25 protein-coding genes and 1 other annotated feature are annotated in these 26257 nt (G+C 49.0%); of the genes, 1 reads left to right on the top strand and 24 read right to left on the bottom strand.

What is annotated here, in order from left to right:
- Positions 1 to 71: 71 nt before the first annotated feature.
- The 24 genes from fusA to ACQKPA_RS30980 all read right to left on the bottom strand — a co-directional run bounded on the left by fusA (position 72) and on the right by ACQKPA_RS30980 (position 25458).
- On the bottom strand, positions 72 to 2153 hold the full coding sequence (fusA, locus tag ACQKPA_RS31095; protein ID WP_427496212.1) for an elongation factor G: 2082 nt from the start codon (positions 2151 to 2153) through the stop codon (positions 72 to 74).
- Positions 2154 to 2201: 48 nt separating this feature from the next.
- Positions 2202 to 2672, bottom strand: coding sequence for a 30S ribosomal protein S7 (gene rpsG, locus ACQKPA_RS31090; RefSeq protein ID WP_006212929.1), 471 nt, complete (start codon positions 2670 to 2672; stop codon positions 2202 to 2204).
- Positions 2673 to 2725: 53 nt separating this feature from the next.
- Entirely contained in the window at positions 2726 to 3145 is a 420-nt protein-coding gene (gene rpsL, locus ACQKPA_RS31085; RefSeq protein WP_006212930.1) for a 30S ribosomal protein S12, read from the bottom strand.
- Between the two features lie 140 nt (positions 3146 to 3285).
- Positions 3286 to 3537 (bottom strand): ribosomal L7Ae/L30e/S12e/Gadd45 family protein, encoded by a 252-nt coding sequence (locus ACQKPA_RS31080; protein ID WP_015737626.1) that lies wholly within the window; start codon positions 3535 to 3537, stop codon positions 3286 to 3288.
- 171 nt (positions 3538 to 3708) lie between these two features.
- A complete protein-coding gene (gene rpoC / locus ACQKPA_RS31075; RefSeq protein ID WP_427496211.1) occupies positions 3709 to 7323 on the bottom strand; it encodes a DNA-directed RNA polymerase subunit beta' in 3615 nt (1204 codons plus the stop codon).
- Between the two features lie 93 nt (positions 7324 to 7416).
- Positions 7417 to 10962, bottom strand: a complete 3546-nt coding sequence (rpoB, locus tag ACQKPA_RS31070; protein ID WP_427496210.1) for a DNA-directed RNA polymerase subunit beta — start codon at positions 10960 to 10962, stop codon at positions 7417 to 7419.
- Positions 10963 to 11310: 348 nt separating this feature from the next.
- Positions 11311 to 11916, bottom strand: coding sequence for a class I SAM-dependent methyltransferase (locus tag ACQKPA_RS31065; RefSeq protein ID WP_427496230.1), 606 nt, complete (start codon positions 11914 to 11916; stop codon positions 11311 to 11313).
- Positions 11917 to 12098: 182 nt separating this feature from the next.
- The gene (gene rplL, locus ACQKPA_RS31060; RefSeq protein WP_076326231.1) at positions 12099 to 12461 is read right to left on the bottom strand and encodes a 50S ribosomal protein L7/L12; all 363 of its coding nucleotides are present in this window, start codon (positions 12459 to 12461) and stop codon (positions 12099 to 12101) included.
- 67 nt (positions 12462 to 12528) lie between these two features.
- On the bottom strand, positions 12529 to 13032 hold the full coding sequence (rplJ, locus tag ACQKPA_RS31055) for a 50S ribosomal protein L10 (RefSeq protein WP_009591975.1): 504 nt from the start codon (positions 13030 to 13032) through the stop codon (positions 12529 to 12531).
- A gap of 58 nt (positions 13033 to 13090) precedes the next feature.
- Positions 13091 to 13249: a sequence feature (ribosomal protein L10 leader region), on the bottom strand.
- Between the two features lie 69 nt (positions 13250 to 13318).
- A complete protein-coding gene (gene rplA, locus ACQKPA_RS31050) occupies positions 13319 to 14011 on the bottom strand; it encodes a 50S ribosomal protein L1 (protein WP_009591966.1) in 693 nt (230 codons plus the stop codon).
- An 80-nt stretch (positions 14012 to 14091) separates the two neighbouring features.
- On the bottom strand, positions 14092 to 14517 hold the full coding sequence (gene rplK, locus ACQKPA_RS31045; RefSeq protein ID WP_076326233.1) for a 50S ribosomal protein L11: 426 nt from the start codon (positions 14515 to 14517) through the stop codon (positions 14092 to 14094).
- 71 nt (positions 14518 to 14588) lie between these two features.
- Positions 14589 to 15122: a transcription termination/antitermination protein NusG gene (gene nusG, locus ACQKPA_RS31040; RefSeq protein WP_006212939.1), complete on the bottom strand. Its 534-nt coding sequence runs from the start codon at positions 15120 to 15122 to the stop codon at positions 14589 to 14591.
- 21 nt (positions 15123 to 15143) lie between these two features.
- The gene (gene secE, locus ACQKPA_RS31035; RefSeq protein WP_006212940.1) at positions 15144 to 15335 is read right to left on the bottom strand and encodes a preprotein translocase subunit SecE; all 192 of its coding nucleotides are present in this window, start codon (positions 15333 to 15335) and stop codon (positions 15144 to 15146) included.
- A gap of 24 nt (positions 15336 to 15359) precedes the next feature.
- Positions 15360 to 15509, bottom strand: a complete 150-nt coding sequence (rpmG, locus tag ACQKPA_RS31030; protein ID WP_006212941.1) for a 50S ribosomal protein L33 — start codon at positions 15507 to 15509, stop codon at positions 15360 to 15362.
- A 575-nt stretch (positions 15510 to 16084) separates the two neighbouring features.
- A complete protein-coding gene (sigH, locus tag ACQKPA_RS31025) occupies positions 16085 to 16729 on the bottom strand; it encodes an RNA polymerase sporulation sigma factor SigH (protein WP_427496209.1) in 645 nt (214 codons plus the stop codon).
- Positions 16730 to 16933: 204 nt separating this feature from the next.
- The gene (locus ACQKPA_RS31020) at positions 16934 to 17452 is read right to left on the bottom strand and encodes an NYN domain-containing protein (protein WP_427496229.1); all 519 of its coding nucleotides are present in this window, start codon (positions 17450 to 17452) and stop codon (positions 16934 to 16936) included.
- A gap of 5 nt (positions 17453 to 17457) precedes the next feature.
- Positions 17458 to 18210, bottom strand: coding sequence for a 23S rRNA (guanosine(2251)-2'-O)-methyltransferase RlmB (gene rlmB / locus ACQKPA_RS31015; RefSeq protein ID WP_113061177.1), 753 nt, complete (start codon positions 18208 to 18210; stop codon positions 17458 to 17460).
- Between the two features lie 89 nt (positions 18211 to 18299).
- Entirely contained in the window at positions 18300 to 18743 is a 444-nt protein-coding gene (locus ACQKPA_RS31010) for a Mini-ribonuclease 3 (RefSeq protein ID WP_427496208.1), read from the bottom strand.
- Positions 18740 to 20146, bottom strand: a complete 1407-nt coding sequence (cysS, locus tag ACQKPA_RS31005) for a cysteine--tRNA ligase (protein ID WP_427496207.1) — start codon at positions 20144 to 20146, stop codon at positions 18740 to 18742. The genes ACQKPA_RS31010 and cysS overlap by 4 nt, the downstream gene beginning before the upstream one ends.
- 58 nt (positions 20147 to 20204) lie before the next feature.
- The gene (gene cysE, locus ACQKPA_RS31000) at positions 20205 to 20897 is read right to left on the bottom strand and encodes a serine O-acetyltransferase (protein WP_427496206.1); all 693 of its coding nucleotides are present in this window, start codon (positions 20895 to 20897) and stop codon (positions 20205 to 20207) included.
- 680 nt (positions 20898 to 21577) lie between these two features.
- Positions 21578 to 23041 carry a glutamate--tRNA ligase gene (gltX, locus tag ACQKPA_RS30995; RefSeq protein WP_427496205.1) on the bottom strand — a complete coding sequence of 488 codons (1464 nt, stop codon included), beginning with the start codon at positions 23039 to 23041 and terminating at the stop codon, positions 21578 to 21580.
- A gap of 69 nt (positions 23042 to 23110) precedes the next feature.
- Positions 23111 to 23599: a 2-C-methyl-D-erythritol 2,4-cyclodiphosphate synthase gene (gene ispF, locus ACQKPA_RS30990; RefSeq protein WP_427496204.1), complete on the bottom strand. Its 489-nt coding sequence runs from the start codon at positions 23597 to 23599 to the stop codon at positions 23111 to 23113.
- A complete protein-coding gene (gene ispD, locus ACQKPA_RS30985) occupies positions 23596 to 24291 on the bottom strand; it encodes a 2-C-methyl-D-erythritol 4-phosphate cytidylyltransferase (protein WP_427496203.1) in 696 nt (231 codons plus the stop codon). The genes ispF and ispD overlap by 4 nt, the downstream gene beginning before the upstream one ends.
- Before the next feature lie 78 nt (positions 24292 to 24369).
- A complete protein-coding gene (locus tag ACQKPA_RS30980; RefSeq protein ID WP_427496202.1) occupies positions 24370 to 25458 on the bottom strand; it encodes a PIN/TRAM domain-containing protein in 1089 nt (362 codons plus the stop codon).
- 396 nt (positions 25459 to 25854) lie between these two features.
- Between ACQKPA_RS30980 and ACQKPA_RS30975 the strand changes: the two genes are divergently transcribed.
- Positions 25855 to 26250 (top strand): DUF1573 domain-containing protein, encoded by a 396-nt coding sequence (locus ACQKPA_RS30975; protein ID WP_071221035.1) that lies wholly within the window; start codon positions 25855 to 25857, stop codon positions 26248 to 26250.
- Positions 26251 to 26257: the final 7 nt, after the last annotated feature.

The raw sequence follows: 26257 nt of genomic DNA, 5'->3' as shown, positions 1-26257 counted from the left end.
ATATATGTTTGGGCCGGAAGCGGAGTTAACGGGATGTTGGTCCCGCCTCCTATCCAGCAGGTAAAACGTTATTACTCTCCGCCTTTGATCTTGGACACAATTTCATCGGAGATATTCTTAGGAACTTCTTCGTAGTGGGAGAGTTCCATGGAGAACACACCGCGTCCTTGTGTACCCGAGCGAAGGGTAGTGGAGTAACCGAACATTTCGGAAAGAGGTACTTTCGCACGGATAATTTGAGTGCCACCACGGGAGTCCATACCTTCGATACGTCCACGGCGGGAGTTCAGCATACCCATTACGTCGCCCATGTATTCCTCAGGCACGGTAACTTCAACTTTCATGATAGGCTCAAGCAGGACAGGCTTACACTTGTCTTTAGCTGCTTTCAGAGCCATGGAACCGGCGATTTTAAACGCCATTTCATTGGAGTCAACATCATGGTAAGAACCGTCGACGATCGTTGCTTTAACGTCAACAAGCGGGAAGCCGGCAAGTACACCGTTCTTCATTTGCTCTTCAATACCTTGTTGTGCTGGACCAATGTATTCTCTTGGTACCGAACCACCGACAACTTTGCTGTCGAATTGGTTACCGCTACCTGGTTCCAGAGGTTCGAACTCAACCCATACGTGACCGTATTGTCCACGACCACCGGACTGACGAACGAATTTACCTTCAACGCGAGCTGGTTGACGGAATGTTTCGCGATAAGCTACCTGTGGTTTACCCACGTTGGTTTCTACCTTGAACTCACGACGCATACGGTCGATGATGATGTCCAAGTGAAGCTCACCCATACCTGCCAGGATCGTTTGGCCTGTTTCTTCATCAGTATGCGCACGAAGAGTTGGATCCTCTTCCGTCAACTTACCGAGAGCCACACCCATTTTATCTTGGTCAGCTTTTGTCTTAGGTTCAACTGCGATTTCGATAACCGGATCAGGGAAGTTCATGGACTCCAGGATAACCGGGTTTTTCTCATCACATAGTGTATCACCTGTACCCGTATCTTTCAAACCTACGGCAGCTGCGATATCTCCGGCGAACACTTCGGAAATTTCCTGACGGCTGTTCGCATGCATTTGAAGGATACGACCAATGCGCTCACGCTTGCCTTTAGTTGCATTCAGTACGTAAGAGCCGGATTGCAGTACACCGGAATATACGCGGAAGAATGTCAGCTTACCAACATAAGGGTCCGTAGCGATTTTGAATGCCAAAGCCGAGAACGGCTCTTCATCGGAGGAATGACGGATAGCTTCAGTTCCATCTTCAAGGGTACCCTTGATGTCTGGAACGTCAGTTGGAGCCGGCAAATAATCGATTACGGCATCAAGCATCAACTGAACGCCTTTGTTACGGTAAGAAGATCCACAGATAACCGGGAAGATCTTAACTTCGACAACACCTTTACGCAGAGCAGCTTTCAACTCAGCGATGGTGATTTCTTCACCTTCAAGATATTTCATTGTCAACTCTTCGTCAAGTTCTGCTACCTTCTCAACCAACTCGTTGCGAAGCTCTTCCACTTGATCCTTGAATTCTGCTGGAATTTCGGTTTCTTCGATATTTTGTCCGAGGTCATCCTTATACATAAAAGCTTTTTCCTCGATAATATCGATGATGCCAATGAAATCATTCTCTGCACCGATCGGAAGCTGAATCGCTACCGCATTCGCTTGCAGACGCTCTCTCATATCTTTAACTACGTTCAAGTAGTCGGCACCGATAATATCCATTTTGTTTACGTATGCGATCCGCGGAACTCCATAACGGTCTGCTTGTCTCCAAACAGTCTCCGACTGAGGTTCAACGCCCTCTTTCGCACTGAATACACCTACTGCCCCATCCAATACACGAAGGGAACGTTCAACTTCTACTGTGAAGTCAACGTGCCCCGGGGTGTCGATAATATTAACGCGATGACCCTTCCAAGAAGCGGTAGTCGCAGCGGATGTAATCGTGATACCGCGCTCCTGTTCCTGCTCCATCCAGTCCATTGTAGCTGCACCCTCGTGAACTTCCCCGATTTTGTGCGTACGGCCTGTATAGAACAAAATCCGCTCTGTAGTGGTCGTTTTACCAGCGTCAATATGCGCCATGATCCCGATATTACGTGTATTTTTCAAGGAGAACTCTCTTGTCGCCATGCGAATAGTCTCCCTTCAAAATTAGAAGTGTTAATTAGTTGCTGAATCCTACCAACGGTAGTGAGCAAACGCTTTGTTCGCTTCAGCCATTTTGTGTGTATCTTCGCGTTTCTTAACGGAAGCGCCTGTGTTGTTGGAAGCATCGATGATCTCAGCCGCCAAACGCTCTTCCATGGTTTTCTCGCCGCGGTTGCGGGAGTAGTTTACGAGCCAACGTAATCCAAGGGATGTACGTCTCTCTGGTTTAACTTCGATCGGAACCTGGTAGTTAGCACCGCCGACACGACGAGCTTTAACTTCCAATACTGGCATGATGTTCTTGATAGCCGCTTCAAACACTTCCATCGGATCATTACCAGTACGTTCCTTGATGATGTTGAACGAATTGTAAAGAATGCTTTGAGCAACACCTCTTTTACCATCCAACATGATGCGGTTGATCAGACGAGTTACCAGCTTGCTGTTATACACTGGATCTGGCAGCACGTCTCTTTTAGTTACTGGACCTTTGCGTGGCATGGATATCCCCCTTTCTTCAGTCATGAGTCATGTTACGAGAACATGAGCATCAATTAGCTTTTTGCTTTAGGACGCTTCGTGCCGTATTTGGAACGAGCTTGCATCCGGTTGTTTACACCAGCGGTATCAAGTGCGCCGCGAACGATATGGTAACGTACACCCGGAAGGTCTTTTACCCGTCCACCGCGAACCAATACAACACTGTGCTCTTGCAAGTTATGTCCGATACCCGGAATGTAAGCCGTCACCTCAATGCGGTTCGTCAAGCGAACACGAGCATATTTACGAAGTGCGGAGTTCGGTTTTTTCGGCGTCATTGTGCCTACACGAGTGCATACACCGCGTTTTTGCGGAGCGCTCAAGTCGGTCTCCTCACGTTTCAAAGCGTTAAAACCTTTTTGAAGAGCTGGAGATTTCGATTTGTAAACTTTAGCTTGACGGCCCTTGCGAACCAGTTGGTTAATTGTTGGCATGCTAGCCACCCCCTTCCCGTATTTATCATTCGATTACAAACCCCGTTTAAGTCCACAGACCCAGGCGGTTCATAAAAGAACAAATGAAAAGTTTTTGCCGAGAGAAGTAACGCCTTCTCCAACAAAAACGATTTCTCAAATCATGATTTCAAGACAGCTACCATAGCTGCACCAACTTCAATACCGCATGCTTCTCCAAGCTCTATCATCGTGGGTACATAGTTGATATGCACGCCATTCTTATCACACTCGGATACGACTTTTGAAATCAAACGTTGGTCGCAATCTTCAGCCACATAAACTTCTGTAGCCAAACCGGATTCAACGGCCTTCATCGTTTGTTTGGTGCCAATCTTGATGTGTGCATCCTGTAATCCTTTATCATTAGACACAAGTCATTCCTCCAAAAGAACAGGGAACAAAGAAACTATTCACGCACCTTTGCTATATTAGCATCTGCCCTAATCGATGTCAAGCTATTAAATCAGGAAAAAAGAAACTTTGGGACGAGGAGGGCTTCCGCATCTTAAGATACGGAATTCTCCCCATCACCTGACTGTTTCTTAATCTATAGAAGCTGTTTCGAGTTCCTGACTTTCGTCATTCACATCGTTTTGTCCCTCGAACTTCACGCTGCGATAACGGTTCATACCGGTACCTGCAGGGATCAGTTTACCAATGATAACATTCTCTTTCAGACCAAGCAGCTGATCGACTTTACCTTTAATGGCAGCGTCAGTCAACACTCGAGTTGTCTCCTGGAAGGAGGCTGCTGACAAGAACGAATCAGTTTCGAGAGATGCTTTTGTAATCCCGAGGAGAACCGGTTTAGCAACCGCTGGTTCTTTTCCGGAGAGAATAGCGTCTTTATTAGCTGTCTCGTATTCATGCATATCCACGAAGGAGCCTGGCAGCAGGCTCGTATCCCCCGCATCAACGATACGGAATTTACGCAGCATCTGTCTGATCATAACTTCAACGTGTTTATCGTTAATTTCTACGCCTTGGTTTCGGTATACGCGTTGAACTTCCTGAAGGATGTAGTTCTGCACGCCACGGATACCTTTAATACGAAGCATTTCCTTCGGATCAATGGAACCATCGGTCAGTTCATCCCCGGCTTCAATTTGCTTGCCTTCGCTTACGCGCAGACGGGAGCCATAGGTAACCGCGTAAACTTTGGATTCAGCTTCACCTTGAATTTCGATTTCACGACGGTCTTTCGTTTCACGGATCTCTTTAACCACACCGTCGATCTCACTAATGGTCGCTTGACCTTTAGGATTACGGGCTTCAAAGAGCTCCTGGATACGCGGAAGACCTTGTGTAATATCATCACCGGCAACGCCGCCTGTGTGGAATGTACGCATCGTGAGCTGTGTTCCCGGTTCGCCGATGGATTGAGCCGCGATAATACCAACCGCTTCACCAATCTCAACATGCTTACCAGTAGCCAGGTTACGTCCGTAACATTTTTTGCAGACGCCATAACGTGCACGGCAGCTCAAGATGGAACGAATTTGAAGCTTCTCAACGCCAGCTGCTACGATTTCCTCAGCTTTGTCGGAGTCAATCAATTCGTTACGATTTACGATGATCTCTTTCGTTTCCGGATGACGGACAGTTTCAAATGCATACCGTCCCTCAATACGGTCGTAGAGATCCTCGATAACTTCTTTACCGTCCTGAATACGGCTAACGGTAAAGCCTTTATCCGTGCTGCACTCATCTTCGCGAACGATAACATCCTGGGCTACGTCAACAAGTCGACGAGTCAAGTAACCGGAGTCAGCGGTACGAAGCGCCGTATCGGCAAGACCTTTACGCGCACCGTGCGTGGACAGGAAGTACTCGAGTACCGTCAGTCCTTCACGGAAGTTCGATTTGATTGGGAGTTCGATGATACGACCCGACGGGTTCGCCATCAGACCCCGCATACCGCCGAGCTGAGTGATCTGCGATTTGTTACCCCGTGCTTTGGAATCTACCATGAGCATGATGGAGTTAAAGCGGTCCATCGATTTCATGAGTACATCCGTAATATCGTCCTTGGTCTTGGACCAGATATCGATAACACGGTCATAACGTTCTTCATTCGTAATCAAGCCGCGGCGATATTGGTTCGTTACCACTTTAACCTTCTCGTCGGACTCTTTCAGAATTTCATTTTTCTCGTCAGGTACGATAACGTCGGATACCGCAACGGTTACGCCTGCACGAGTAGAATAGGTGAAACCGAGCTGCTTGATTTTATCCAAAATCACAGAGGTTTCCGTTGTATGGTACGTTTCGAAGCAGCGTGCAATGATGGAACCCAGATATTCCTTACCAACAGCACCGCTGATTGGCAGTTCCTGAATCACTTTTTGAATATCTGCACCCTTCTCGTATACGAAATACTTCTCAGGCGTGCCTTGCAGCAAGTTCGTACGAGTCGCTTCATTGATGTAAGGGAAGCTGGCAGGGAAAATCTCGTTAAAGATAATCCGGCCGATCGTCGTAACCAAAATCGCATTTTGCTGTTTCTCCGTAAAGCTGGTTTTGCCCAGGGCTTTCACCGGAATCGCTACGCGTGCATGCAGACCGGCTGCTTCACGCTGATAAGCGGAAACCGCTTCGTTCACGCTGCCCAGAATCATGCCGGTACCTTTTTCTTCCTTGTTATCCATTGTCAGATAGAAGGAACCCAGTACCATATCCTGAGAAGGCGTAACAACCGGCTTACCGTCTTTCGGGTTCAAAATGTTACCCGATGCCAGCATCAAAAGACGTGCTTCAGCTTGAGCTTCTGCAGACAAAGGAACGTGAACCGCCATTTGGTCACCGTCAAAGTCAGCGTTATACGCTGTACATACGAGCGGGTGGAGACGGATCGCATGGCCCTCTACCAGAATCGGTTCAAACGCTTGAATACCGAGTCTGTGAAGCGTCGGTGCACGGTTCAGAAGAACCGGATGCTCTTTAATAACCTCTTCGAGCACATCCCATACTTCTGGACTTACACGTTCTACTTTGCGCTTCGCACTCTTGATATTATGGGCAAGGCCTTTGTTGACCAGTTCTTTCATAACGAACGGCTTGAAGAGCTCAAGCGCCATTTTCTTAGGCAGACCGCATTGATACATTTTCAGGTAAGGACCTACAACGATAACGGAACGACCGGAATAGTCAACCCGTTTACCGAGCAAGTTCTGACGGAAACGTCCTTGTTTACCTTTCAGCATGTGGCTGAGGGATTTAAGCGGACGGTTACCTGGACCTGTGACCGGACGACCGCGACGGCCGTTATCGATCAATGCATCGACAGCTTCCTGCAGCATGCGCTTCTCGTTCTGTACGATAATATCCGGCGCGCCGAGATCCAGCAGTCTTTTCAGACGGTTGTTCCGGTTAATAACACGACGGTACAGATCGTTCAAGTCGGAGGTCGCAAAGCGTCCACCATCAAGCTGAACCATCGGACGAAGCTCCGGCGGAATGACCGGCAGCACATCCAGGATCATCCACTCCGGATTGTTGCCGGAGTTACGGAACGCCTCAATCACTTCCAGACGCTTGATGGCCCGGTTGCGGCGCTGACCCTGTGCAGTGCGTAGTTCTTCCTTAAGGAACTCAAGCTCTTTGTCAATATCGATGTCTTGAAGAAGCTTCTTAACCGCTTCAGCACCCATGCCTGCTTGGAATCCGTAGCCGTACTTCTCACGGTAGCTGCGATATTCCTTCTCGGACAACAGTTGCTTCTTCTCCAGCGGTGTATCTCCCGGATCGGTTACAACATAAGATGCGAAGTAAATGATCTCCTCCAGAGATCGTGGGGACATATCCAGAGCCAGACCCATACGGCTTGGAATACCTTTGAAATACCAAATATGCGATACCGGAGCCGCAAGCTCGATATGGCCCATCCGTTCACGACGGACTTTAGCGCGTGTTACTTCAACGCCACAGCGATCGCAGACTACTCCTTTATAACGGACACGCTTATACTTACCGCAATGACATTCCCAGTCCTTCTGCGGACCGAAAATCCGCTCACAGAACAGGCCTTCTTTCTCCGGCTTCAATGTACGGTAGTTAATCGTTTCCGGCTTCTTCACCTCTCCGCGAGACCAAGAGCGAATTTTTTCCGGTGAAGCAAGACCGATTTTCATGTACTCAAAATTGTTAACGTCCAACAAGGAGCAACCCTCCTCAACCTAGTCCTATTTATGTGCTATACGACCATAACACCACCGCCGACTTATAAGCCGACGGGGGTGAATGATTGACCGTTATTCCACTCCGACTTCAGTGCCTTCCAAGTTAAGGCTCAGTTTATCACCTTGAGCATCGTCCTCGTCATCGAGTTCTTTCATCTCGATTTCCTCTTCATTCTCGCTCAGGATTTTGACGTCCATACCGAGAGACTGAAGCTCTTTAATCAATACCTTGAACGATTCAGGAACACCCGGTTCCGGAACGTTCTCGCCTTTGACGATGGATTCGTAGGTTTTCACCCGGCCGACCACGTCATCCGACTTGACGGTAAGAATTTCTTGCAGCGTATAAGCAGCACCGTAAGCTTCAAGCGCCCACACTTCCATCTCACCGAAGCGCTGTCCACCGAACTGAGCTTTACCACCCAGCGGCTGCTGCGTAACGAGGGAGTATGGTCCCGTAGAACGGGCGTGAATTTTATCATCAACCATGTGCGCGAGCTTGATCATGTGCATGACGCCGACGGTAACTTCACGTTCAAAACGTTCACCCGTCCGTCCGTCGTACAATACGGTCTTACCATTGCGCTGCATGCCTGCTTCTTCCATCGTATCAAACACGTCATACTCGCTTGCACCGTCAAATACCGGTGAAGCTACGTGAATGCCGAGCTGGAGCGCAGCCATACCCAAGTGAACCTCGAGCACCTGACCGATGTTCATCCGTGATGGAACCCCTAGAGGGTTCAACACAACTTGAACCGGCGTGCCATCTGGCAGGAACGGCATATCTTCTTCAGGCAAAATACGGGCAACGACACCTTTGTTACCGTGGCGTCCGGCCATTTTGTCACCTTCGGAGATTTTACGTTTCTGTGCAATGTAAACGCGAACCAGTTGGTTAACGCCCGGCGGCAATTCGTCACCGTTCTCACGTGTAAACACCTTCACGTCTACGATGATTCCGTCACTACCGTGAGGTACGCGCAGCGAGGTATCGCGCACTTCGCGAGCCTTCTCACCGAAGATCGCATGCAGGAGACGCTCTTCCGCCGTCAGCTCGGTTACACCCTTAGGCGTTACCTTGCCTACGAGAATGTCGCCAGCGCTGATTTCGGCACCGATGCGGATAATTCCGCGCTCGTCAAGGTTCTTCAGCGCTTCTTCACCTACGTTAGGAATATCACGCGTAATTTCTTCCGGACCGAGCTTTGTGTCACGAGCTTCGGATTCGTACTCCTCGATATGAATCGAAGTGTACACATCCTCTTTGACCAGTTTCTCGGAAAGAAGAATCGCATCCTCGTAGTTGTAGCCTTCCCAAGTCATGAACGCAACTACGACGTTGCGGCCCAGTGCCAATTCACCCATCTCCGTGGATGGACCGTCTGCGAGAATGTCACCTTTTTTGATGACATCGCCGCGTTTAACGATTGGGCGCTGATTGATGCATGTTCCTTGGTTCGAACGCATAAATTTGTGTAATTTATGTTTAATAAGATCGCCTTTGACTTCTTGTCCGTCGACATTTTCCACACGGCGGACCCAGATTTCATTAGCGGATGAACGTTCAATAATCCCGTCATGTTTGGATACAATACATACACCGGAGTCTTTCGCAGACTTGTGTTCCATTCCGGTTCCGACGAGCGGAGCTTTTGGAATAAGAAGCGGAACAGCCTGCCGCTGCATGTTGGATCCCATCAGCGCGCGGTTGGAGTCATCGTTCTCAAGGAACGGAATGAGCGCCGTCGCTACCGACACAACCTGTTTAGGCGATACGTCCATGTAGTCTACACGGTCGCTCGGCATAGGAAGAATGTTATCGGATTGCTTGTTATAACGGACGATAACCATTTCGTCAGCGAAGGTACCGTCTTCGTTGAGCTCGGCGTTCGCCTGGGCAACGATGTAGTTATCCTCTTCGTCTGCAGTCAGGTAATCGATTTGGTCCGTTACTTTGCCGGTCTTCGGATCCACCCAACGATACGGAGCTTCAATGAAGCCATATTCGTTGATGCGCGCAAACGTCGACAAGGAGTTGATCAGACCGATGTTCGGTCCCTCCGGCGTCTCGATCGGGCACATACGGCCATAGTGACTGTGGTGAACGTCCCGCACTTCAAAGCCCGCACGCTCACGAGTCAAACCGCCAGGTCCGAGAGCAGACAGACGACGTTTATGCGTCAGTTCCGCAAGCGGGTTGGTCTGATCCATGAACTGGGACAACTGGGAGCTGCCGAAGAACTCTTTAATCGATGCGATAACCGGACGTATGTTGATCAGCGCCTGCGGCGTAATCACGTTTGCATCCTGAATCGACATTCTCTCACGAACGACACGTTCCATCCGGGACAAACCGATACGGAACTGATTTTGTAGCAATTCGCCTACAGAACGCAGACGACGGTTACCCAAGTGGTCAATATCATCCGTATTGCCAATTCCATGCAGCAGGTTGATGAAGTAGCTGATGGAAGAAATGATATCTGCCTGTGTGATGTGCTTCACCGATTTATCGATATTTGCGTTCGCGATGACCTTCACGACTTTGGCATCCTCGATTGGCGAGAATACATCGATCGTTTGCAGCGGGATATCCTCGCTGTCCATGACACCGCCGGTAACATGATAATTCTTAAAGCCTACGCTCTTCTCAAGGTAAGGCATAATCTCGTCCAAAAGACGGCGGTCTACGGTTTGACCAGCTTCTGCAATGATCTCACCCGTATCGGTGTCTATCAGACTCTCAGCCAAACGTTGATTAAAGAGACGGTTCTTAATATGAAGCTTCTTGTTGATCTTGTAGCGACCAACGTTAGCCAAATCATAACGCTTCGGATCGAAGAAACGGGCAACAAGAAGGCTCTTCGCATTCTCCAGTGTTGGCGGCTCGCCCGGACGAAGACGTTCATAGATTTCGATGAGCGCTTTTTCCGTAGAGTCGGTGTTGTCTTTATCCAGCGTATTTTGAATATATTCATCATTGCCCAGAAGATCCAGAATCTCGGCATCTGTACCAAAACCAAGTGCACGTAAAAGTACCGTTACAGGGATTTTACGGGTGCGGTCGATCCGGACATAGATAATGTCCTTCGCGTCCATCTCCAGTTCCAGCCAAGCGCCGCGGTTAGGGATAACTGTTGCAGTGTACGTCGTCTTACCGTTTTTATCCACTTTTGTGCTGAAATAGACGCTGGGAGAGCGAACCAACTGGCTGACAATAACCCGTTCGGCACCATTGATAATGAATGTTCCGGTTTCCGTCATTAACGGGAAGTCTCCCATGAACACTTCCTGCTCCTTGACCTCTCCGGTCTCCTTGTTAATGAGCCGGACTTTCACGCGGAGCGGCGCCGCATAAGTAACGTCGCGTTCTTTCGCGTCATCGACGGTGTATTTCGGTTCTCCAAGGCTGTAGTCAATGAACTCTAGTACCAAATTACCTGTGAAATCCTGAATCGGCGAGATGTCCTGGAACATTTCGCGGAGTCCTTCCTCCAAAAACCATTCATAAGATTTTTGTTGGATTTCAATCAGGTTCGGAACTTCGAGTACCTCGTTAATACGAGCATAACTTCGCCGAGTGCGTCGACCATATTGAACAAGATGTCCTGCCAACTTAAACTCACCCCTCATGTCTACTCACTTTAAAAATTTCATTGCGAACCTCTGTTTGTAACACTATAATGGAACATACAGAGGACACTCCCATAAATAGAGAAAAGCCCTTATCGAATACCTTTTCGAAAAAAGAGCAGCTTATCCATGGTTATGATAATCATCTCATATCCTGTAGATTTGCCCAAAATGTACATATTATACGTCAATATGATCGACTTTATGCATCTTTCCGCACATTAAGTCTTGACATTTCAGCCAACTAAAGACAAAGAGACCATCCTAATACTGACATTTTATAATAATACCATACCAGCATACCCAAGTCAACAGCCTAGTCGAACTATTTTAAGAAGATTTCGTCGCTTTGAATATCCGGTATCCTTTATCCTTCGTTACTTCCTCAACCTGGTGAAATAAACTCTCCAGCTTCGCTTTCGCTGAAGGCGCGCCTTGCTTCTTCTGAATTACAACCCACAGCTGCCCATCCTCGCGCAGATGCTTCCACGCTTCTTCGAATATGGCATGTACCGTCTCTTTCCCGGCACGAATCGGCGGATTGGTGAGAACAACGTCGAATTGCTGACCCTGCACCGCAGCAAACAAATCACTCTCCAAGATGGTCACATTGGATATACCATTGCGTTTCGCATTCTCCTTGGCTAATTCGACAGCACGGCTATTAATGTCGATCATCGTCACATGGCCTTGGGGAGTCATTCTTGCCGCCGACAGACCGATCGGACCATATCCGCAGCCTACATCCAATACTTCAGCATGCTGATCAAAGTTCATGGCCTCTATTAATACCTTGCTCCCATAATCTACGCCGCTCTTAGAGAATACGCCCGCGTCACTGATAAAGTTGAAAGTCTGCCCCCGAAGTTCCGTCTTTAACTCCTTACGGTCATGAGCAATTTCCGGCTGATTCGAGTAATAATGTTGATTCGGCATCATTTCCTCCGTCTTGAATCAAAGTCTGCCGCCTAAGATATATCGCTCTTAAGCGCTCTTATCCCAGTATAACCTTTCTTGCGGAGAATCAGTACCTTGTGATCTCCCCACCACAATAACAAACCCCTTGAACAAATATTCAAGGGGTTTGTTTCTTGCTGAGGTGAATCTCAAGATGTTAATTACTTAACTTCTACGGATGCGCCTGCTTCTTCCAATTTAGCTTTAACAGCTTCTGCTTCTTCTTTAGCTACTTTTTCTTTCAATGGTTTTGGAGCGTTGTCAACCAGTTCTTTTGCTTCTTTCAAGCCAAGACCTGTGATTTCGCGAACCACTTTGATTACGTTGATTTTGGACGCTCCTGCGCTAGTCAGGATTACGTCAAATTCGGATTGCTCAGCAGCTTCAGCTGCACCAGCGCCACCTACAACAGCTACTGGAGCTGCAGCAGTTACACCAAATTCTTCTTCGATTGCTTTTACGAGATCGTTCAGTTCCAGAACGGACATACCTTTAATTGCTTCCAAGATTTGCTCTTTGCTCATTGGGTTGAACCTCCATTTATTATTAGGATTTTATAGTTGTTGTTACACAGCTTCAGCAAGACAAAGCTTATGCGCCTTGTTCTTCTTTCTCAGCAACAGCCTTAACCGCAAGCGCGAAGTTGCGCACTGGAGCTTGAAGCACGCTGAGGAGCATGGAGAGGAGACCTTCGCGGGACGGAAGTTCTGCCAGAGCTTTGATTTCGCTCTCTCCGATTACACGGCCTTCTACTACGCCGCCTTTCAATTTCAACGCGTCGTTTTTCTTAGCAAAATCGTTAAGGATTTTTGCTGGAGCGACAGCGTCATTGGTACCAAATGCAACAGCTGTTGGACCAGTCAAGACTTCGTCCAGATCAGTCAGCTCTGCTGCCGCAGTTGCACGGCGAAGCAGTGTGTTTTTCAGTACTTGGAACTCGACGCCAGCTTCACGAAGCTGTTTACGAAGTTCAGTTACTTGCGCAACGTTCAATCCGCGATAGTCAGCAACTACTGTCGATACGCTCTCGCGCAGCTTAGCAGCAACAACATCAACCGCTTCTTGTTTCGCTTGAATCACTTTTGCGTTTGCCAATGATTACACCTCCTGGTTGTATTAGTAGCGTAAGAGCACCAAGCTCTCCGCTCTTCCTACGGGCACTAAAAAAGCCTCCGTAGAATCACGAAGGCCTGATGAATCATCATTTGGCCGGTGTAACCGGACAAATTGTTGACGTTCTATCATAACACCTCGGTAGGAAATTAAGCCTGCTTAGGGCACCTACTGTCTACGGTAAGCATATTCAACTTTAATGGTCAGTCTCAAAGACTCACAACTGTTACATAATATCAAACCTCATTGACCAAAGTCAATGGTAATATTATCTGTAGACGGTTGTGTTCACGCGAGCGCTTGGTCCCATTGTCGAGGAAACAGCAATACCTTTCAGGTATACACCTTTAGCAGCAGCTGGTTTCGCACGATTCAATGCATCGATGAGAGCTTTGAGGTTCTCATTCAATTGAGCTGCATCGAAAGACACTTTACCGATCGGAGCGTGAATTTGACCTGCTTTGTCCAGACGGTACTCGATTTTACCGGCTTTGATTTCTTGAACAGCCTTAGCAACATCGAATGTAACCGTACCAGCTTTAGGGTTAGGCATCAGGCCTTTACCACCGAGCAGACGGCCAAGTTTACCGACTTCACTCATCATATCAGGTGTAGCTACGCAGACATCAAACTCGAACCAGCCTTGTTGGATTTTGTTGATCATGTCTTGATCGCCAACAAAATCAGCGCCAGCAGCTTCTGCCTCTTTCGCTTTTTCACCTTTTGCAAATACCAGAACGCGTTGTGTTTTACCTGTGCCGTGAGGCAAGACAACAACACCACGAACAGCCTGGTCTTGTTTACGAGGGTCTACACCCAAACGTACAGCCGCTTCAACAGTTTCGTCGAATTTGGCAGTTGCGGCCTTCTTCACAAGCTCTACAGCTTCCAAAGGCTCATAAGTTGCTTCGCTGTCGATCAGCTTCGCAGCTTCAACGTATTTCTTACCGTGTTTAGCCATGTTTGTTTTCCTCCTTTGTGGTGTTAGCGGAAATTCCTCCCACATAATCCGAACCTAGTTCGGTTTCAATCAAAAGACAATTAGTCTTCGATTGTGATACCCATACTACGGGCAGTACCTTCTACCATCTTCATTGCAGCTTCAACAGATGCAGCGTTCAGGTCAGGCATTTTTGTTTCAGCGATTTGACGAACAGCGTCACGCTTAACAGTAGCAACTTTCTTCTTGTTAGGCTCGCCGGATCCTTTTTCGATCTTAGCAGCCACACGAAGCAGAACAGCAGCCGGTGGAGTTTTAGTGATGAACGTAAAGGAACGATCTTCAAACACCGAAATTTCAACCGGAATGATCAGACCAGCTTGATCAGCAGTACGTGCGTTGAACTCTTTACAGAATGCCATGATGTTGACACCCGCTTGACCCAATGCAGGACCTACTGGAGGAGCCGGATTCGCTTTACCTGCAGGAATTTGCAGTTTCACAATCTTGATAACTTTCTTAGCCATGGTTGACACCTCCTTGCATCAATAGTGGTAGCGGACGCTTTGACACGCCCTCCCACAAGAAACCTGAAGAATTAGATCTTCTCCACTTGAGTATAATCCAACTCCAGCGGGGTTTCCCGTCCAAACATGTTGACGTGAACTTTCAACTTGCTCTTTTCAGCCAAAATCTCTTCCACGGAGCCCACAAAATTCGCAAAAGGACCAACCTTGATACGAACGGATTCCTTGATGTCGAATTCGATCTTCGGTTTCGGCTCTTCCATGCCCATATGCTTCAGAATCTGTTCTACTTCTTCTGGAAGCAAAGGCGTCGGTTTAGAACCGGACCCTGTCGAACCAACAAAACCGGTCACTCCTGGTGTATTGCGGACAACATACCAAGAATCATCGGTCTGAATCATTTCGACCAAGACATATCCCGGGTAAACTTTACGCATGACGGTTTTTTTCTTGCCGTCTTTGTTTACGATTTCTTCTTCCATCGGAACAAGAACGCGGAATATTTTGTCCTCCATGCCCATGGACTCGACACGTTTTTCCAAATTGGCTTTGACTTTATTCTCATACCCAGAGTAGGTATGAACTACGTACCATCTTTTTTCCATATCAAGCCACCTGGGACCCTTCTAAATTATCGCTTCGATCACAGCGGAAATACCGATGTCTACAACCCAAAAATAAATCGTGACAAACACAATGGTGCCGAGAACAATTAAAGTATAGTTCGTCAGTTCTTTACGATTGGGCCAGCGAACTTTTTTAAGTTCCGCCCAGCTTTCAGAGAAAAAGGAAAACAGAGACTTGAAACCACGTTTCACGCCGACTACACCTCCAAAAGAAAACTATCTGGTTTCGCGATGAGGAGTTTGCTCGTTACAGAACTTGCAAAATTTCTTCATCTCCATGCGGTCGGGGTGATTTCGCTTGTTTTTGGTGGTTGTGTAGTTTCTTTGTTTGCAGCTTGTACAAGCCAAAGTGATAATTACCCGCATGATGTGCACCTCCCGAAGACGTCCTTCTTTGTCAGAAGAATCGATATTGATCCTAGTAGAAACAACCTTGTTCTCATCGAAACCCGGTTATTTCTGCGAGATGAATAAAACCGTTGTTCCAAAAGCTGTAACAACGATCCATTCATAAAACACGCGAATTTAGGCCTACCTAAAACACTTTATCACAAGGATAGCGCCATTTCAAGCCTTTTTCTCTCTGATTGCGGGCTGCAATAAATGCCATTGCCAGCTAAACCAGGGAATGAGTCCCCGGAATACTGTAAACATCTCGCTGTAAAAAACTGTGGCGTTTCACAGTCTTTGTCCATCCTGCATAGCATTTAGTCTATATCCAGTATGTTCAATCTTCCAACAGATGAAACACCAAATATTACACATTTTGCTTTTTGCGAAAATGGACATCTTGGAATTTCGTTCTATCATATCTGCCGGCTAAAAATAAATGGGGACAAAGTATATAAGAGATCCTTCGCCGGCCATCCTGATTCAAAAACCATCAGGCAATTAAAAAAAGGCTCTGATTGAGCCTTCTGCTTCTTATCCGACACTTGCTATTAATTATCCCTGACTTCCAGATAACGTTCAAGCTTTCGCTTTACTCGCTGGAGTGCATTGTCAATCGATTTTACGTGACGCCTTAAATCTACCGCAATCTCTTGATAGGATCGACCGTCCAAATAGAGCATCAGGACTTTCCGTTCCAGATCGCTTAAGATTTCGGACATCTTGTCTTCCAGGCCGACAAATTCCTCTTGATTGATGATCAGTTCCTCGGGATCGCTTACCGCAGTACCGCAAATGACATCCAGCAGCGTACGGTCCGAATCCTCGTCATAAATCGGCTTGTCCAATGAGACATACGAATTGAGCGGAATATGCTTCTGTCTCGTAGCGGTCTTAATTGCCGTAATGATCTGCCTGGTAATACAGAGCTCGGCAAAGGCCTTGAACGAGGACAGCTTATCCCCTTTAAAATCACGAATTGCCTTGTACAGCCCGATCATGCCTTCCTGGACAATATCTTCCCGGTCAGCGCCAATCAGAAAATAGGAGCGGGCTTTAGCACGTACAAAATTCCGGTATTTATTGATCAAATACTCCAGCGCCCCGCTATCACCCTCGCGGACCGCCTCGACAATGTCTTCATCGCTTATCACATCATACCCTGACAATATGACTTCCTTGAGGTCCACACTCAATAGAATCCCTCCGGCCCGGAACGCACGGTAGCCCGTCACTCGCTTGAAATATATGACAAGTATATATGATGTCTACTAGACCGTCAACCACGTTCTGCCTAAATTAGACCGATAATAACATTTAATGTAAACTTTTTCATAGATTCATATACCGTTTCATTCTCCAAATGAGCCGACCTTTCGTCCCTATTGTGTAAAACAATTCTATTCCCTTCGCCAGCGCTCGAACATCTGTCTCACATCCGGCGGCAGCTTCCCGTCAAGTGTATTCCGGCTCTTGGTCTGCTCTTTCGTTATTTTCTGCTTCACTTCGCGCTCGCTCTGCTCCACTTCGTTAAGCAACTCCCGGGCGGACAGCCGGAGTGCTCCCCGAGCAAAAATCACGTGCTGCTCAATTAAATCGCTGGTCGCCACATAAATTTTACGCCGACGGTGGCTGAACTCTCCGACTAGCCGTTCAATGCACTCATCGGCGGTTTCTTTCTCCTTCGTAAAAAACACCTGAACCTTGCCTTGTGTGTAGGATTTCCCCAGTCCAGGAACACGGTATGCGTCAAAAATCACCACGACTCTGAGGCCTGAGAACGCCTGGTAATCCGCTAATTTCTCCAGCAGCATGTCTCGCGCTTCATGCATGCTGCTGTTGGCGAGCTTCGCAAGATATGGCCAGCCGCCGATCATATTATAACCGTCGACCAGCAGCACATCCCGCCAATCGGCCATCATTGCTAACCTTGAAGGCGGCGACGGCGAAGCACTTCGTACATAACGACACCTGCGGCAACCGAGGCGTTAAGCGAATTGATCTTTCCGGCCATCGGCAGTTTCACAAGCACATCGCATTTCTCACGGATCAGACGCCCCATCCCTTTATTCTCATTACCGATAACGATAGCGACCGGCCCGTCAAAGACCTCGGTGTCATACAATTCCTGAACGGCATCAACAACGGTCCCGACAACCCATACACCCATTTCCTTCAGCTGATCGATGGTTTGGCCCAGATTGGTCACCCTAGCTACGGGCACATACTCCACTGCGCCGGCGGATGTTTTGGATACTGTTGCCGTTACTTGTGCGGATCTGCGCTTAGGCAGTATGACGCCATGCGCACCCGTGCAGTCTGCCGTCCGGAGAATCGAGCCCAAATTGTGCGGATCCTCGATCTCGTCGAGAAGCAGCAAGAAAGGCGGTTCGCCTTTTTCCTCCGCAACCTTCAGCAAATCTTCCACTTCCACATAAGCATAGGGTGCCGCTTGGGCAACCACGCCTTGATGCTGAACCCCCGGAACCATCTGATCCAGCTTGCGTTTGTCCACATGCTGAATGACAATACCCAGTTTCTTCGCTTCCGCGATGATCGGCAGGGTCAGGTGCTTTTGCGCATTTTCGGCAATCCATATTTTGTTGATCGTACGTCCTGATTTGAGCGCTTCCGTGACGGAGTGCTTACCAGCTACTACTTCCTCTTCTTGCAACATGTAGGTCTCCTCCTGCATATCAGCCGGCGTCCCCCCTTTCGGAAACACCGGCTGTATCGTTTCAATGTGATGCGATATTGTCTAACGGTCTATTTAACAGACCCCTCAATATACTCGATGCTCTTCCCTATGAGCTCACGAAGCCGTTCCTGCTCCCCCGTATAATATAAATACCCAACCAGCGTCTCAAATGCCGTTGCATGCCGGTATTCGAGGACGTCGGCATTTTTGGGGATGCTGCCAGATTTGGCGTTGCGTCCCTGACGCACTATATCGCGCTCTTCTTCCGTCAGCTCCGGATCCAGATAAGCCAATATTCGGCTCTGTGCCTTCGCCGACACAAATCCTGTTGCCGTCCGGTGCAGGTGATGGGGGCGGAGATTCGCTCTTGATATCAAAAACTGCCGCACCGCCACCTCATAAATGGCATCTCCGATATAGGCAAGCACGATAGGCGGGATTAACCGGGCGGGCTTCGACGGCGGAAAATCGAACCAGCCTACTGCGGGATCATGATGCTCAGGCCCGCTCATTTACGCCGCCAGCGCATGCCTTGCGCCGTATCCTCAAGCACGATGCCTTCGTCCGCCAGCTTGTCGCGGATTTCATCCGCTCGGGCCCAATTTTTATTCTTCCGGGCTTCGATACGTTCGGCAATCAAAGCTTCAATCTCCTCATCCAGCAATTCATCCGTGCCTGTATTTACGATGCGCAGCACGCCGTTCATTTCGTTGAAAGCGCGCAGCACTTCATACAGATCCGCCGCAGGAATCGAAGCTTCCTTCAGCAGCTGATTCGCCTCGCTGGCCCATTGGAACATGGCGGTGATGGCGTCCGGCGTGTTGAAATCATCCTGCATCTTCTGGTGAAATTCGACAAGGACGGCCGATATTTTATCCGCAACTTCCTGGCTTACGGTATCGTCCTTCGAGCCGATCGCGGTACTCAATCGATGCTCGACATTAGCCGCCGCATTCGCGAGGCGGTCCACGCTGTTCTGCGCCTGCTCCATCACCTCATCGCTATAATTCAGCGGGTTGCGGTAATGGGTGGACAACATGAAATAGCGGATAGCTTCTTTCGTATATTGTTCACGAAGTTCCTTAACCAATACACCGTTGCCTAACGATTTCGACATTTTCTCGTTATTGATGCGGATATATCCATTGTGCATCCAATAGTTCGCGAGCGGTTTGCCTGTCAGTGCCTCGGACTGTGCAACTTCGCATTCATGGTGCGGGAACTGCAGGTCCTGGCCGCCGCCATGGATATCCAGCGTATCCCCGAGATAACGACGGGCCATGGCCGAGCACTCAATATGCCAGCCTGGGCGGCCGTCGCCCCAAGGACTGCTCCAGTAGATCTCTCCAGGTTTCGCGGCTTTCCATAGAACAAAGTCTTCTGGATTTTCTTTCCGCTTATCCACCTCAATCCGGATACCGAATTGCAGCTCATCGAGATTTTGCTGGGACAGCTTCCCGTAATCGTCAAACTTGCGGGTCCGGTAGAATACATCTCCTCCGTTCTCATAAGCAAAGTCGCGGTCAATGAGTTCCTGTATGAATTCGATAATGCTCTCCATATTATCCGTTACGCGCGGATTCAATGTCGCTCTTGGTATGCCAAGACCGTCCAGATCCTCGTAATAGGCGTTAATAAACTTATCCGCGACCTCCGGAACGGTCGTCCCGGTTTGCTCCGCTTTCCGGATCATTTTGTCATCCACATCCGTAAAGTTCACCACGTAGTTCACGTCATTACCCTGATTCTCAAAGTAAGCTCGAACCACGTCGAAAAAGATCATCGGCCGAGCATTCCCGATATGGATATAATCGTATACGGTAGGACCGCACACGTAGATCTTTACCTTCCCGGGTTCCTGAGCAACAAATGTTTCTTTCATGCGGGTTAGCGTGTTATAGATTTGCAGTGCCATAGGGTATCATCTCAATCCTTTCATTCCATCGCTTATTGTTCCTTAACGGCTTACGGGCTTACTCTTCTTTGACCGAAGACACAACGGCGGCCTCGGATACCATGCCTTTGGGCAGGTTTCGTTTGCTCTCATGAAGCTCCGCCCGGAGCTGATCGATCTCCTTCTGCATCGAACGGAGCATATCTACAATCGGATCGGGCAGATTCGTGTGATCCAGCCGGTCGCGCACCCGCTCCCCGTTCTGTTTCACGATTTTCCCCGGATTGCCGACAACGGTGCTGTTTTGGGGAACAGGTCTTAATACGACTGCATTGGAACCAATGTTACAGTTATCCCCAATCGTAAAGGAACCTAGCACTTTCGCCCCCGATCCGATGACCACGTTGTTGCCGATGGTTGGGTGCCGCTTGCCTTTTTCCTTACCGGTACCACCGAGGGTAACCCCCTGGTAGATCACCACGTCATCCCCAATCTCACAGGTCTCTCCAATGACAACCCCCATCCCGTGGTCAATGAACAGCCGCTGCCCGATACGGGCTCCCGGATGAATCTCGATCCCTGTCATAAACCGGCTGAACTGAGATATCAACCGGGCCAGCGTATACCATCGCCGCTTAAATAATGCATGAGCTACCCGGTGCGCCCACAGTGCGTGAAGCCCCGAGTAGGTGAATACCACTTCAAAAAGTCCCCGGGCAGCCGGGTCATTCTCGAACACTGTCCGAATATCCGATTTCATCTGTTTAAACATGAACGCTCCCTCTTTCCCCTCTTCCAATCGCGCATGCAACTTGCTATCCATCGTTATTCCTGTGTAAATAAAAAACGCCCCTGCAGCTTATCGCTGCAGAGGCGCTAGACCGCGGTTCCACTCTGCTTAGAACCGGCACAAGCTTCCTCCCTTCGACAGGGACGGATTCTACCGATTCTCTTCATGTCATTAACGGCAGACGACCGGCATGATCTAACGATTATGTTCGCTTCAACCATGCAGCTCACAGGTGCATTTCCGCTGCAGGCGACGGGACAACTCTCAGCCGGCAAATTCAAGTGGTCCTTGTCTTCTGCCGATTGTCCTCTCTGGAACGTGCCTGTTTTACGCGTACTTCTCCTGATCGTAGCTTTTATACGTTTATATTTGTTGATCCATGCTTCATAAATGACCGCATTGCTCACTAGAGACCGGATTGTGCTTCCGATCGCTGTTGCCTTCCGATTTCTTTAACGATAATACATAGGTTGAAGTCGGAAGACAAAGGCGAACGCTTCGCTTCTACAACACGATTCCGTCCTCTCCGCTGCTTCCCTGTATGAGTAAATGCCCCATTTAATAAAACCCTAGATCAAAGAATACTTCACTTATAGTTTGGTGTAATTATAACTGATGATATACGGGCTGACAAGGAACGTTTATCGAGGAAGCCGCCCGAATTATGCGCCTTTGATCTGAGAACGCAAACGGTCAAGCACGCGATCCCTGCCAAGAAGCCAGATCGTCTGGTTCAGGTCGCGGCCATGGGTTTGTCCCGTCAAGGCTACGCGGATCGGCATAAAGAGCTGTTTGCCCTTAAATCCAGTCTCCTTCTGAACTTCCTTGATCAACGCCGCAATCTTCGGAGCGTTAAACTCATCCGCCTGCTCGATCTTCGCAAGGAATGCAGACAATACGGCAGGCACCTGCTCGCCGCCCATCACTTCAATCCCTTCGGCATCCAGCTCCAGATGTGTACGGAAGAACACTTCCGACAGATCCACGATATCCGAAGCCGCCGTCATCTGCTCCTGATAGAGCGCCACGAGCGCGCGTGCCCATTCCTCTTGCTCGGCGGTAAGCTCGGACGGCAAACGGCTGGCTTTCTGCAGATGCGGAATGGCCAAATCGGCAATTCGGTCCGGATCCGCGTTCTTAATGTACGTGTTATTCATATGAGCCAGCTTGTTCGTGTCGAATACCGCGGGGCTCTTGGACAGGCGATGCTCATCGAAGATCGAGATCAGCTGCTCTTGAGAGAACACTTCCTCTTCCCCTTCCGGAGACCAGCCCAGCAGCGAGATGAAGTTGAACAGCGCTTCAGGCAAATAGCCAAGCTGGTCATACTGCTCAATGAACTGGATGATCGATTCGTTGCGCTTGCTCAGCTTCTTGTGATCCTCGCCCACGATCAGGGTCATATGTCCAAACTGAGGCGGCTCCCAGCCAAACGCTTCATAGATCATCAGTTGGCGTGGCGTATTGGATATATGATCCTCCCCGCGAAGCACATGGCTGATCTTCATTAGATGATCGTCTAGGGCTACCGCGAAATTGTAGGTAGGAATGCCGTCTTTTTTGACGATGACGAAGTCGCCCGTCTCTTTGCTGTTAAATGAAATCGTGCCCTTCACCATATCATCGAACGTGTAGATACGATCTTCCGGAACGCGGAAGCGGATGCTCGCCACACGGCCTTCAGCCTCAAGCGCCTGGCGCTGCTCTTCTGTCAAATCCCGGTGCTTCCCGGAATAGCGCGGTGTTTCACCGCGAGCCATCTGCTCTTCCCGCTCCTGCTCCAGCTCTTCTTCCGTGCAGTAGCAGCGGTAAGCAAGCCCGCGATCCAGAAGGTCCTGCCAATATTGTTTATAAATATCAAGACGCTCGGTCTGGCGATAAGGTCCGTACTCGCCTCCGACATCCACGCTCTCGTCCCAATCCATGCCCAGCCACTTCAAGTATTTCAGCTGGCTTTGCTCCCCGCCTTCTACGTTGCGTTTTACATCCGTATCCTCGATGCGGATAATGAATTTCCCGTTGTTCTTGCGGGCGAATAAATAATTAAATAATGCCGTTCTGGCATTGCCGATATGTAAATGTCCCGTTGGACTCGGTGCATAGCGCACGCGGACTTCTCCGGTCATTGTAACCCCTCCGCTTCCCTATTCTTTCAAGATTCCTAGCTCAAAAAACTCCCTTATTGAACACATACTTCAAGATGATAGCATACCTTTTACGAGGCAGACAACCGATTGCGCGGCGATTCCTTCGCCCCTGCCGGTAAACCCGAGCTGCTCGGTTGTGGTGGCCTTCACGTTAACCTGATCCACCTCAGCATCCAGCGCTTTGGCAATCACTTCCGCCATTTGCGGAATATAGGGTGCCATCTTCGGCTTCTGCGCAATTATGGTGGAATCGATATTACCAAGTGTATACCCGCGTTCCTTCGCCATGACCCATACCTGTTCCAAAAGCTTCAGGCTGTCGGCGTCTTTGAAGGCAGGATCGTTATCGGGAAAGTGGCGACCAATGTCGCCAAGCCCAAGCGCCCCCAGGATCGCGTCCGTTACGGCGTGCAGCAGCACGTCAGCGTCGGAGTGCCCGAGAAGCCCTTTGTCATAAGGAATCGTGACGCCTCCGATGATGCACGGCCTTCCTTCTACGAGTTGATGTACGTCAAACCCCTGTCCTACTCGAATCATTCCATGTCCTCTCCCTTACGTTTCTGTAAAAAAGCTGCATATTCCAGATCCTCCGGGGTGGTGATCTTAATATTGCTGTATTTCCCCTCCACCACGGTAACCGGATGTCCTGCACGCTCCATCAGCATGGCATCGTCGGTGCCTGTAAACCCATCCTTCGCTGCAGCCTCATGCGCGGATAGCAGGTCGGAAAGACGAAAAGCCTGTGGGGTCTGGACGGCCCACAGACTTTGACGGTCCGGGGTGCCTGTAATCAGCCCCTTACCGTTCACCTGTTTAATCGTATCCTTCACGGGAACCCCAAGTACCGAGGCGCCCTCGCGGATTGCCGCATCGCGGCAGACTTCAATTTCCTCTTGCGTTACAAACGGTCTTACGCCGTCATGTATCATTACCCACTCTGAAGAAATTTGCTTGATGCCTTGGTATACGGACTGCTGCCTCTCGCTTCCCCCCGGGATTACAGCGGACACCTTGTCCAAACCGTATTCCTGAATCCAGGATTCGCAGCGAGGGACATCCTCCATCCCCGTCACAAGCACAATTTCCTGCAGCCATGGTATCCGGCTGAATGCTTCAAGCGTATGAACGATAATGGGCTTTCCGTTCAGAGCCAGGTACTGCTTGCTCTCCCGGGTGCCCATCCTCGTTCCTTTTCCCGCCGCTACAATGACAGCGCCGAAGTTACTCATCAAGCACCAAACTCCTGTCTCACCCTTCATCGTCACTTACGGACGAATAGCGGATATGTATATCCCCATCATACCCCTTTACTGGGCTTTTTCCAACAGTTTTGGTTTCGCGAAGATCATCCGGCCCGCCGAGGTTTGCAGTACGCTGGTAACGAGCACCTCCATCATCGTGCCGATGTACTCGCGACCGCCCTCCACGACAATCATCGTGCCGTCATCCAGATACGCGACGCCTTGACCGTGCTCCTTGCCGTCCTTGATAATCTGTACCAGGATTTCTTCTCCTGGCAGGACCACCGGTTTGACCGCGTTAGCGAGATCATTAATGTTCAGGACCGACACGCCCTGCAGCTCACAAACCTTATTTAAGTTAAAATCATTCGTGACCACTTTGCCTTGAAGGACTTTGGCCAGTTTCACCAGTTTGCTGTCGACCTCGGATATTTCCTCAAAATCGCCTTCATAAATGAGTACCTTGACGTCCAGCTCTTTCTGGATTTTGTTCAAAATATCAAGGCCGCGCCGGCCGCGATTTCGCTTAAGAAGGTCTGAGGAATCCGCAATATGCTGTAGTTCCTCCAGAACAAACTCAGGAATGACAATCGTTCCTTCGATAAATCCTGTCTTGCAAATATCCGCAATTCTCCCGTCAATGATGACACTCGTATCCAAAATCTTATGTTCCTCTATGCGCCGTCCCTCAGGCTCAGCTGCTTGACTCCACTTGCCCGACATCCACAAGGAAGCCAGTTCATCCTTCTTCTCCAATCCAATGCGAAACCCGACGTAACCGCCAAGCAGCGTAATGCCAACCTGCAGCAGCTGCCCTGCTTGTCCGAGCAAGGACAACCCCGGTGACAGCAATAGAGACAGCAGCAGGCCGCTCAACAGTCCGGCAGTACCCGCAGCCAGCTCGTTCATCGGAATGCGGGAGAACGAAGTGATCAGGCTGTGGAGCCATCTCGTGACCCGATCCGCTGACAGCACACCGATCATGCCAAATAATAATCCTCCAAGCACCGCGAAGGCTCCGCTTCCCGCTGCAAATAAACCTTGTCCAAAAATAGGCGAGAGCCCTGAGAAAGACCGTTCCATTGTATGATATAACGTATACCCGCCCCATGCTCCGCATAATACTGTAAATGCTAAAATAGCTTTTTTTACCATGAGCTTCCGCACACCTCCTTTTTATACCTGAATATCTTTGCTTCTATTTTCCAGTATGGTCCAATTTATAAAGTCGTAATCGTGCCCACCGATCTTTTTTTAAGATTATCGAGTGTAAAAGTTTTCGTTAACCCAAATAAATTTGATCATCGCAAGATAAACATCCTCAAAAAACGCGGTCTCTCTTCTGTAAAGGGGCTCCGATAGACGTTTTTTTTATAATATTTCCATATCCCCATATGCTACCGGTTTGCCTACCCCCATCAGGCTTTGACGTGTACTGACATCAACCTCGCAAATGGAATTGACCGCCTGCAGACACCTGAAATTGGTTGAAATCGCCTGAAGTAGTGGAATATAATGAACTCAATTCATAATATCGAGGTGGATGTATAAATGAGCGCTCCTAGTTTACAGGCTTTTCAGGACCAAGTTTCCGAATTGTTGCTCCGTCACCGCAGTCTCTTGGATGTTCTGTCTAAAAATGGTCAAAGCAATGCTTCAGTCAACCGGGCCGTAACCAAGGCCATCACAGAATGCGGATGCATCGAGCTCCACGCCACGAAGCAAACCTTCGATATCGGCGCTGATCTCGAATCAGCCCGGGAATTAGCCGGCACGCACGTCGAAGGCCATCTGTGCGAGAATTGCCGTGAAGCGGTAAGCACCGAGCTTGGCCGCAACCTGTTTTATATGTCTGCTCTTGCGAATCTTCTGGACATTCAACTGGATGAAGTTGTTGTCAAGGAGTCGCAGAAATGCTCCACATTGGGTATTTTTAACCTGTCGTAAAACCGCC

It is taken from the genome of Paenibacillus sp. NPDC093718, assembly GCF_050279985.1.
Classification (GTDB): Bacteria; Bacillota; Bacilli; order Paenibacillales; family Paenibacillaceae; genus Paenibacillus_AQ.
Note: the sequence above shows the minus strand (reverse complement) of the source record. Positions and strands in the feature narration are given on the sequence as shown.

Excerpts from the sequence above, each read along its gene's own strand:
- fusA (WP_427496212.1), bottom strand. The coding sequence starts at position 2,153 with ATGGCGACAAGAGAGTTCTCCTTGAAAAATACACGTAATATCGGGATC.
- rpsG (WP_006212929.1), bottom strand. The coding sequence starts at position 2,672 with ATGCCACGCAAAGGTCCAGTAACTAAAAGAGACGTGCTGCCAGATCCA.
- rpsL (WP_006212930.1), bottom strand. The coding sequence starts at position 3,145 with ATGCCAACAATTAACCAACTGGTTCGCAAGGGCCGTCAAGCTAAAGTT.
- ACQKPA_RS31065 (WP_427496230.1), bottom strand. The coding sequence starts at position 11,916 with ATGCCGAATCAACATTATTACTCGAATCAGCCGGAAATTGCTCATGAC.
- rplL (WP_076326231.1), bottom strand. The coding sequence starts at position 12,461 with ATGAGCAAAGAGCAAATCTTGGAAGCAATTAAAGGTATGTCCGTTCTG.
- rplA (WP_009591966.1), bottom strand. The coding sequence starts at position 14,011 with ATGGCTAAACACGGTAAGAAATACGTTGAAGCTGCGAAGCTGATCGAC.
- rplK (WP_076326233.1), bottom strand. The coding sequence starts at position 14,517 with ATGGCTAAGAAAGTTATCAAGATTGTGAAACTGCAAATTCCTGCAGGT.
- nusG (WP_006212939.1), bottom strand. The coding sequence starts at position 15,122 with ATGGAAAAAAGATGGTACGTAGTTCATACCTACTCTGGGTATGAGAAT.
- rpmG (WP_006212941.1), bottom strand. The coding sequence starts at position 15,509 with ATGCGGGTAATTATCACTTTGGCTTGTACAAGCTGCAAACAAAGAAAC.
- ACQKPA_RS31020 (WP_427496229.1), bottom strand. The coding sequence starts at position 17,452 with ATGGCCGATTGGCGGGATGTGCTGCTGGTCGACGGTTATAATATGATC.
- rlmB (WP_113061177.1), bottom strand. The coding sequence starts at position 18,210 with ATGTTGCAAGAAGAGGAAGTAGTAGCTGGTAAGCACTCCGTCACGGAA.
- ACQKPA_RS31010 (WP_427496208.1), bottom strand. The coding sequence starts at position 18,743 with ATGAGCGGGCCTGAGCATCATGATCCCGCAGTAGGCTGGTTCGATTTT.
- cysS (WP_427496207.1), bottom strand. The coding sequence starts at position 20,146 with ATGGCACTGCAAATCTATAACACGCTAACCCGCATGAAAGAAACATTT.
- cysE (WP_427496206.1), bottom strand. The coding sequence starts at position 20,897 with ATGTTTAAACAGATGAAATCGGATATTCGGACAGTGTTCGAGAATGAC.
- gltX (WP_427496205.1), bottom strand. The coding sequence starts at position 23,041 with ATGACCGGAGAAGTCCGCGTGCGCTATGCACCGAGTCCAACGGGACAT.
- ispF (WP_427496204.1), bottom strand. The coding sequence starts at position 23,599 with ATGATTCGAGTAGGACAGGGGTTTGACGTACATCAACTCGTAGAAGGA.
- ispD (WP_427496203.1), bottom strand. The coding sequence starts at position 24,291 with ATGAGTAACTTCGGCGCTGTCATTGTAGCGGCGGGAAAAGGAACGAGG.
- ACQKPA_RS30980 (WP_427496202.1), bottom strand. The coding sequence starts at position 25,458 with ATGGTAAAAAAAGCTATTTTAGCATTTACAGTATTATGCGGAGCATGG.
- ACQKPA_RS30975 (WP_071221035.1), top strand. The coding sequence starts at position 25,855 with ATGAGCGCTCCTAGTTTACAGGCTTTTCAGGACCAAGTTTCCGAATTG.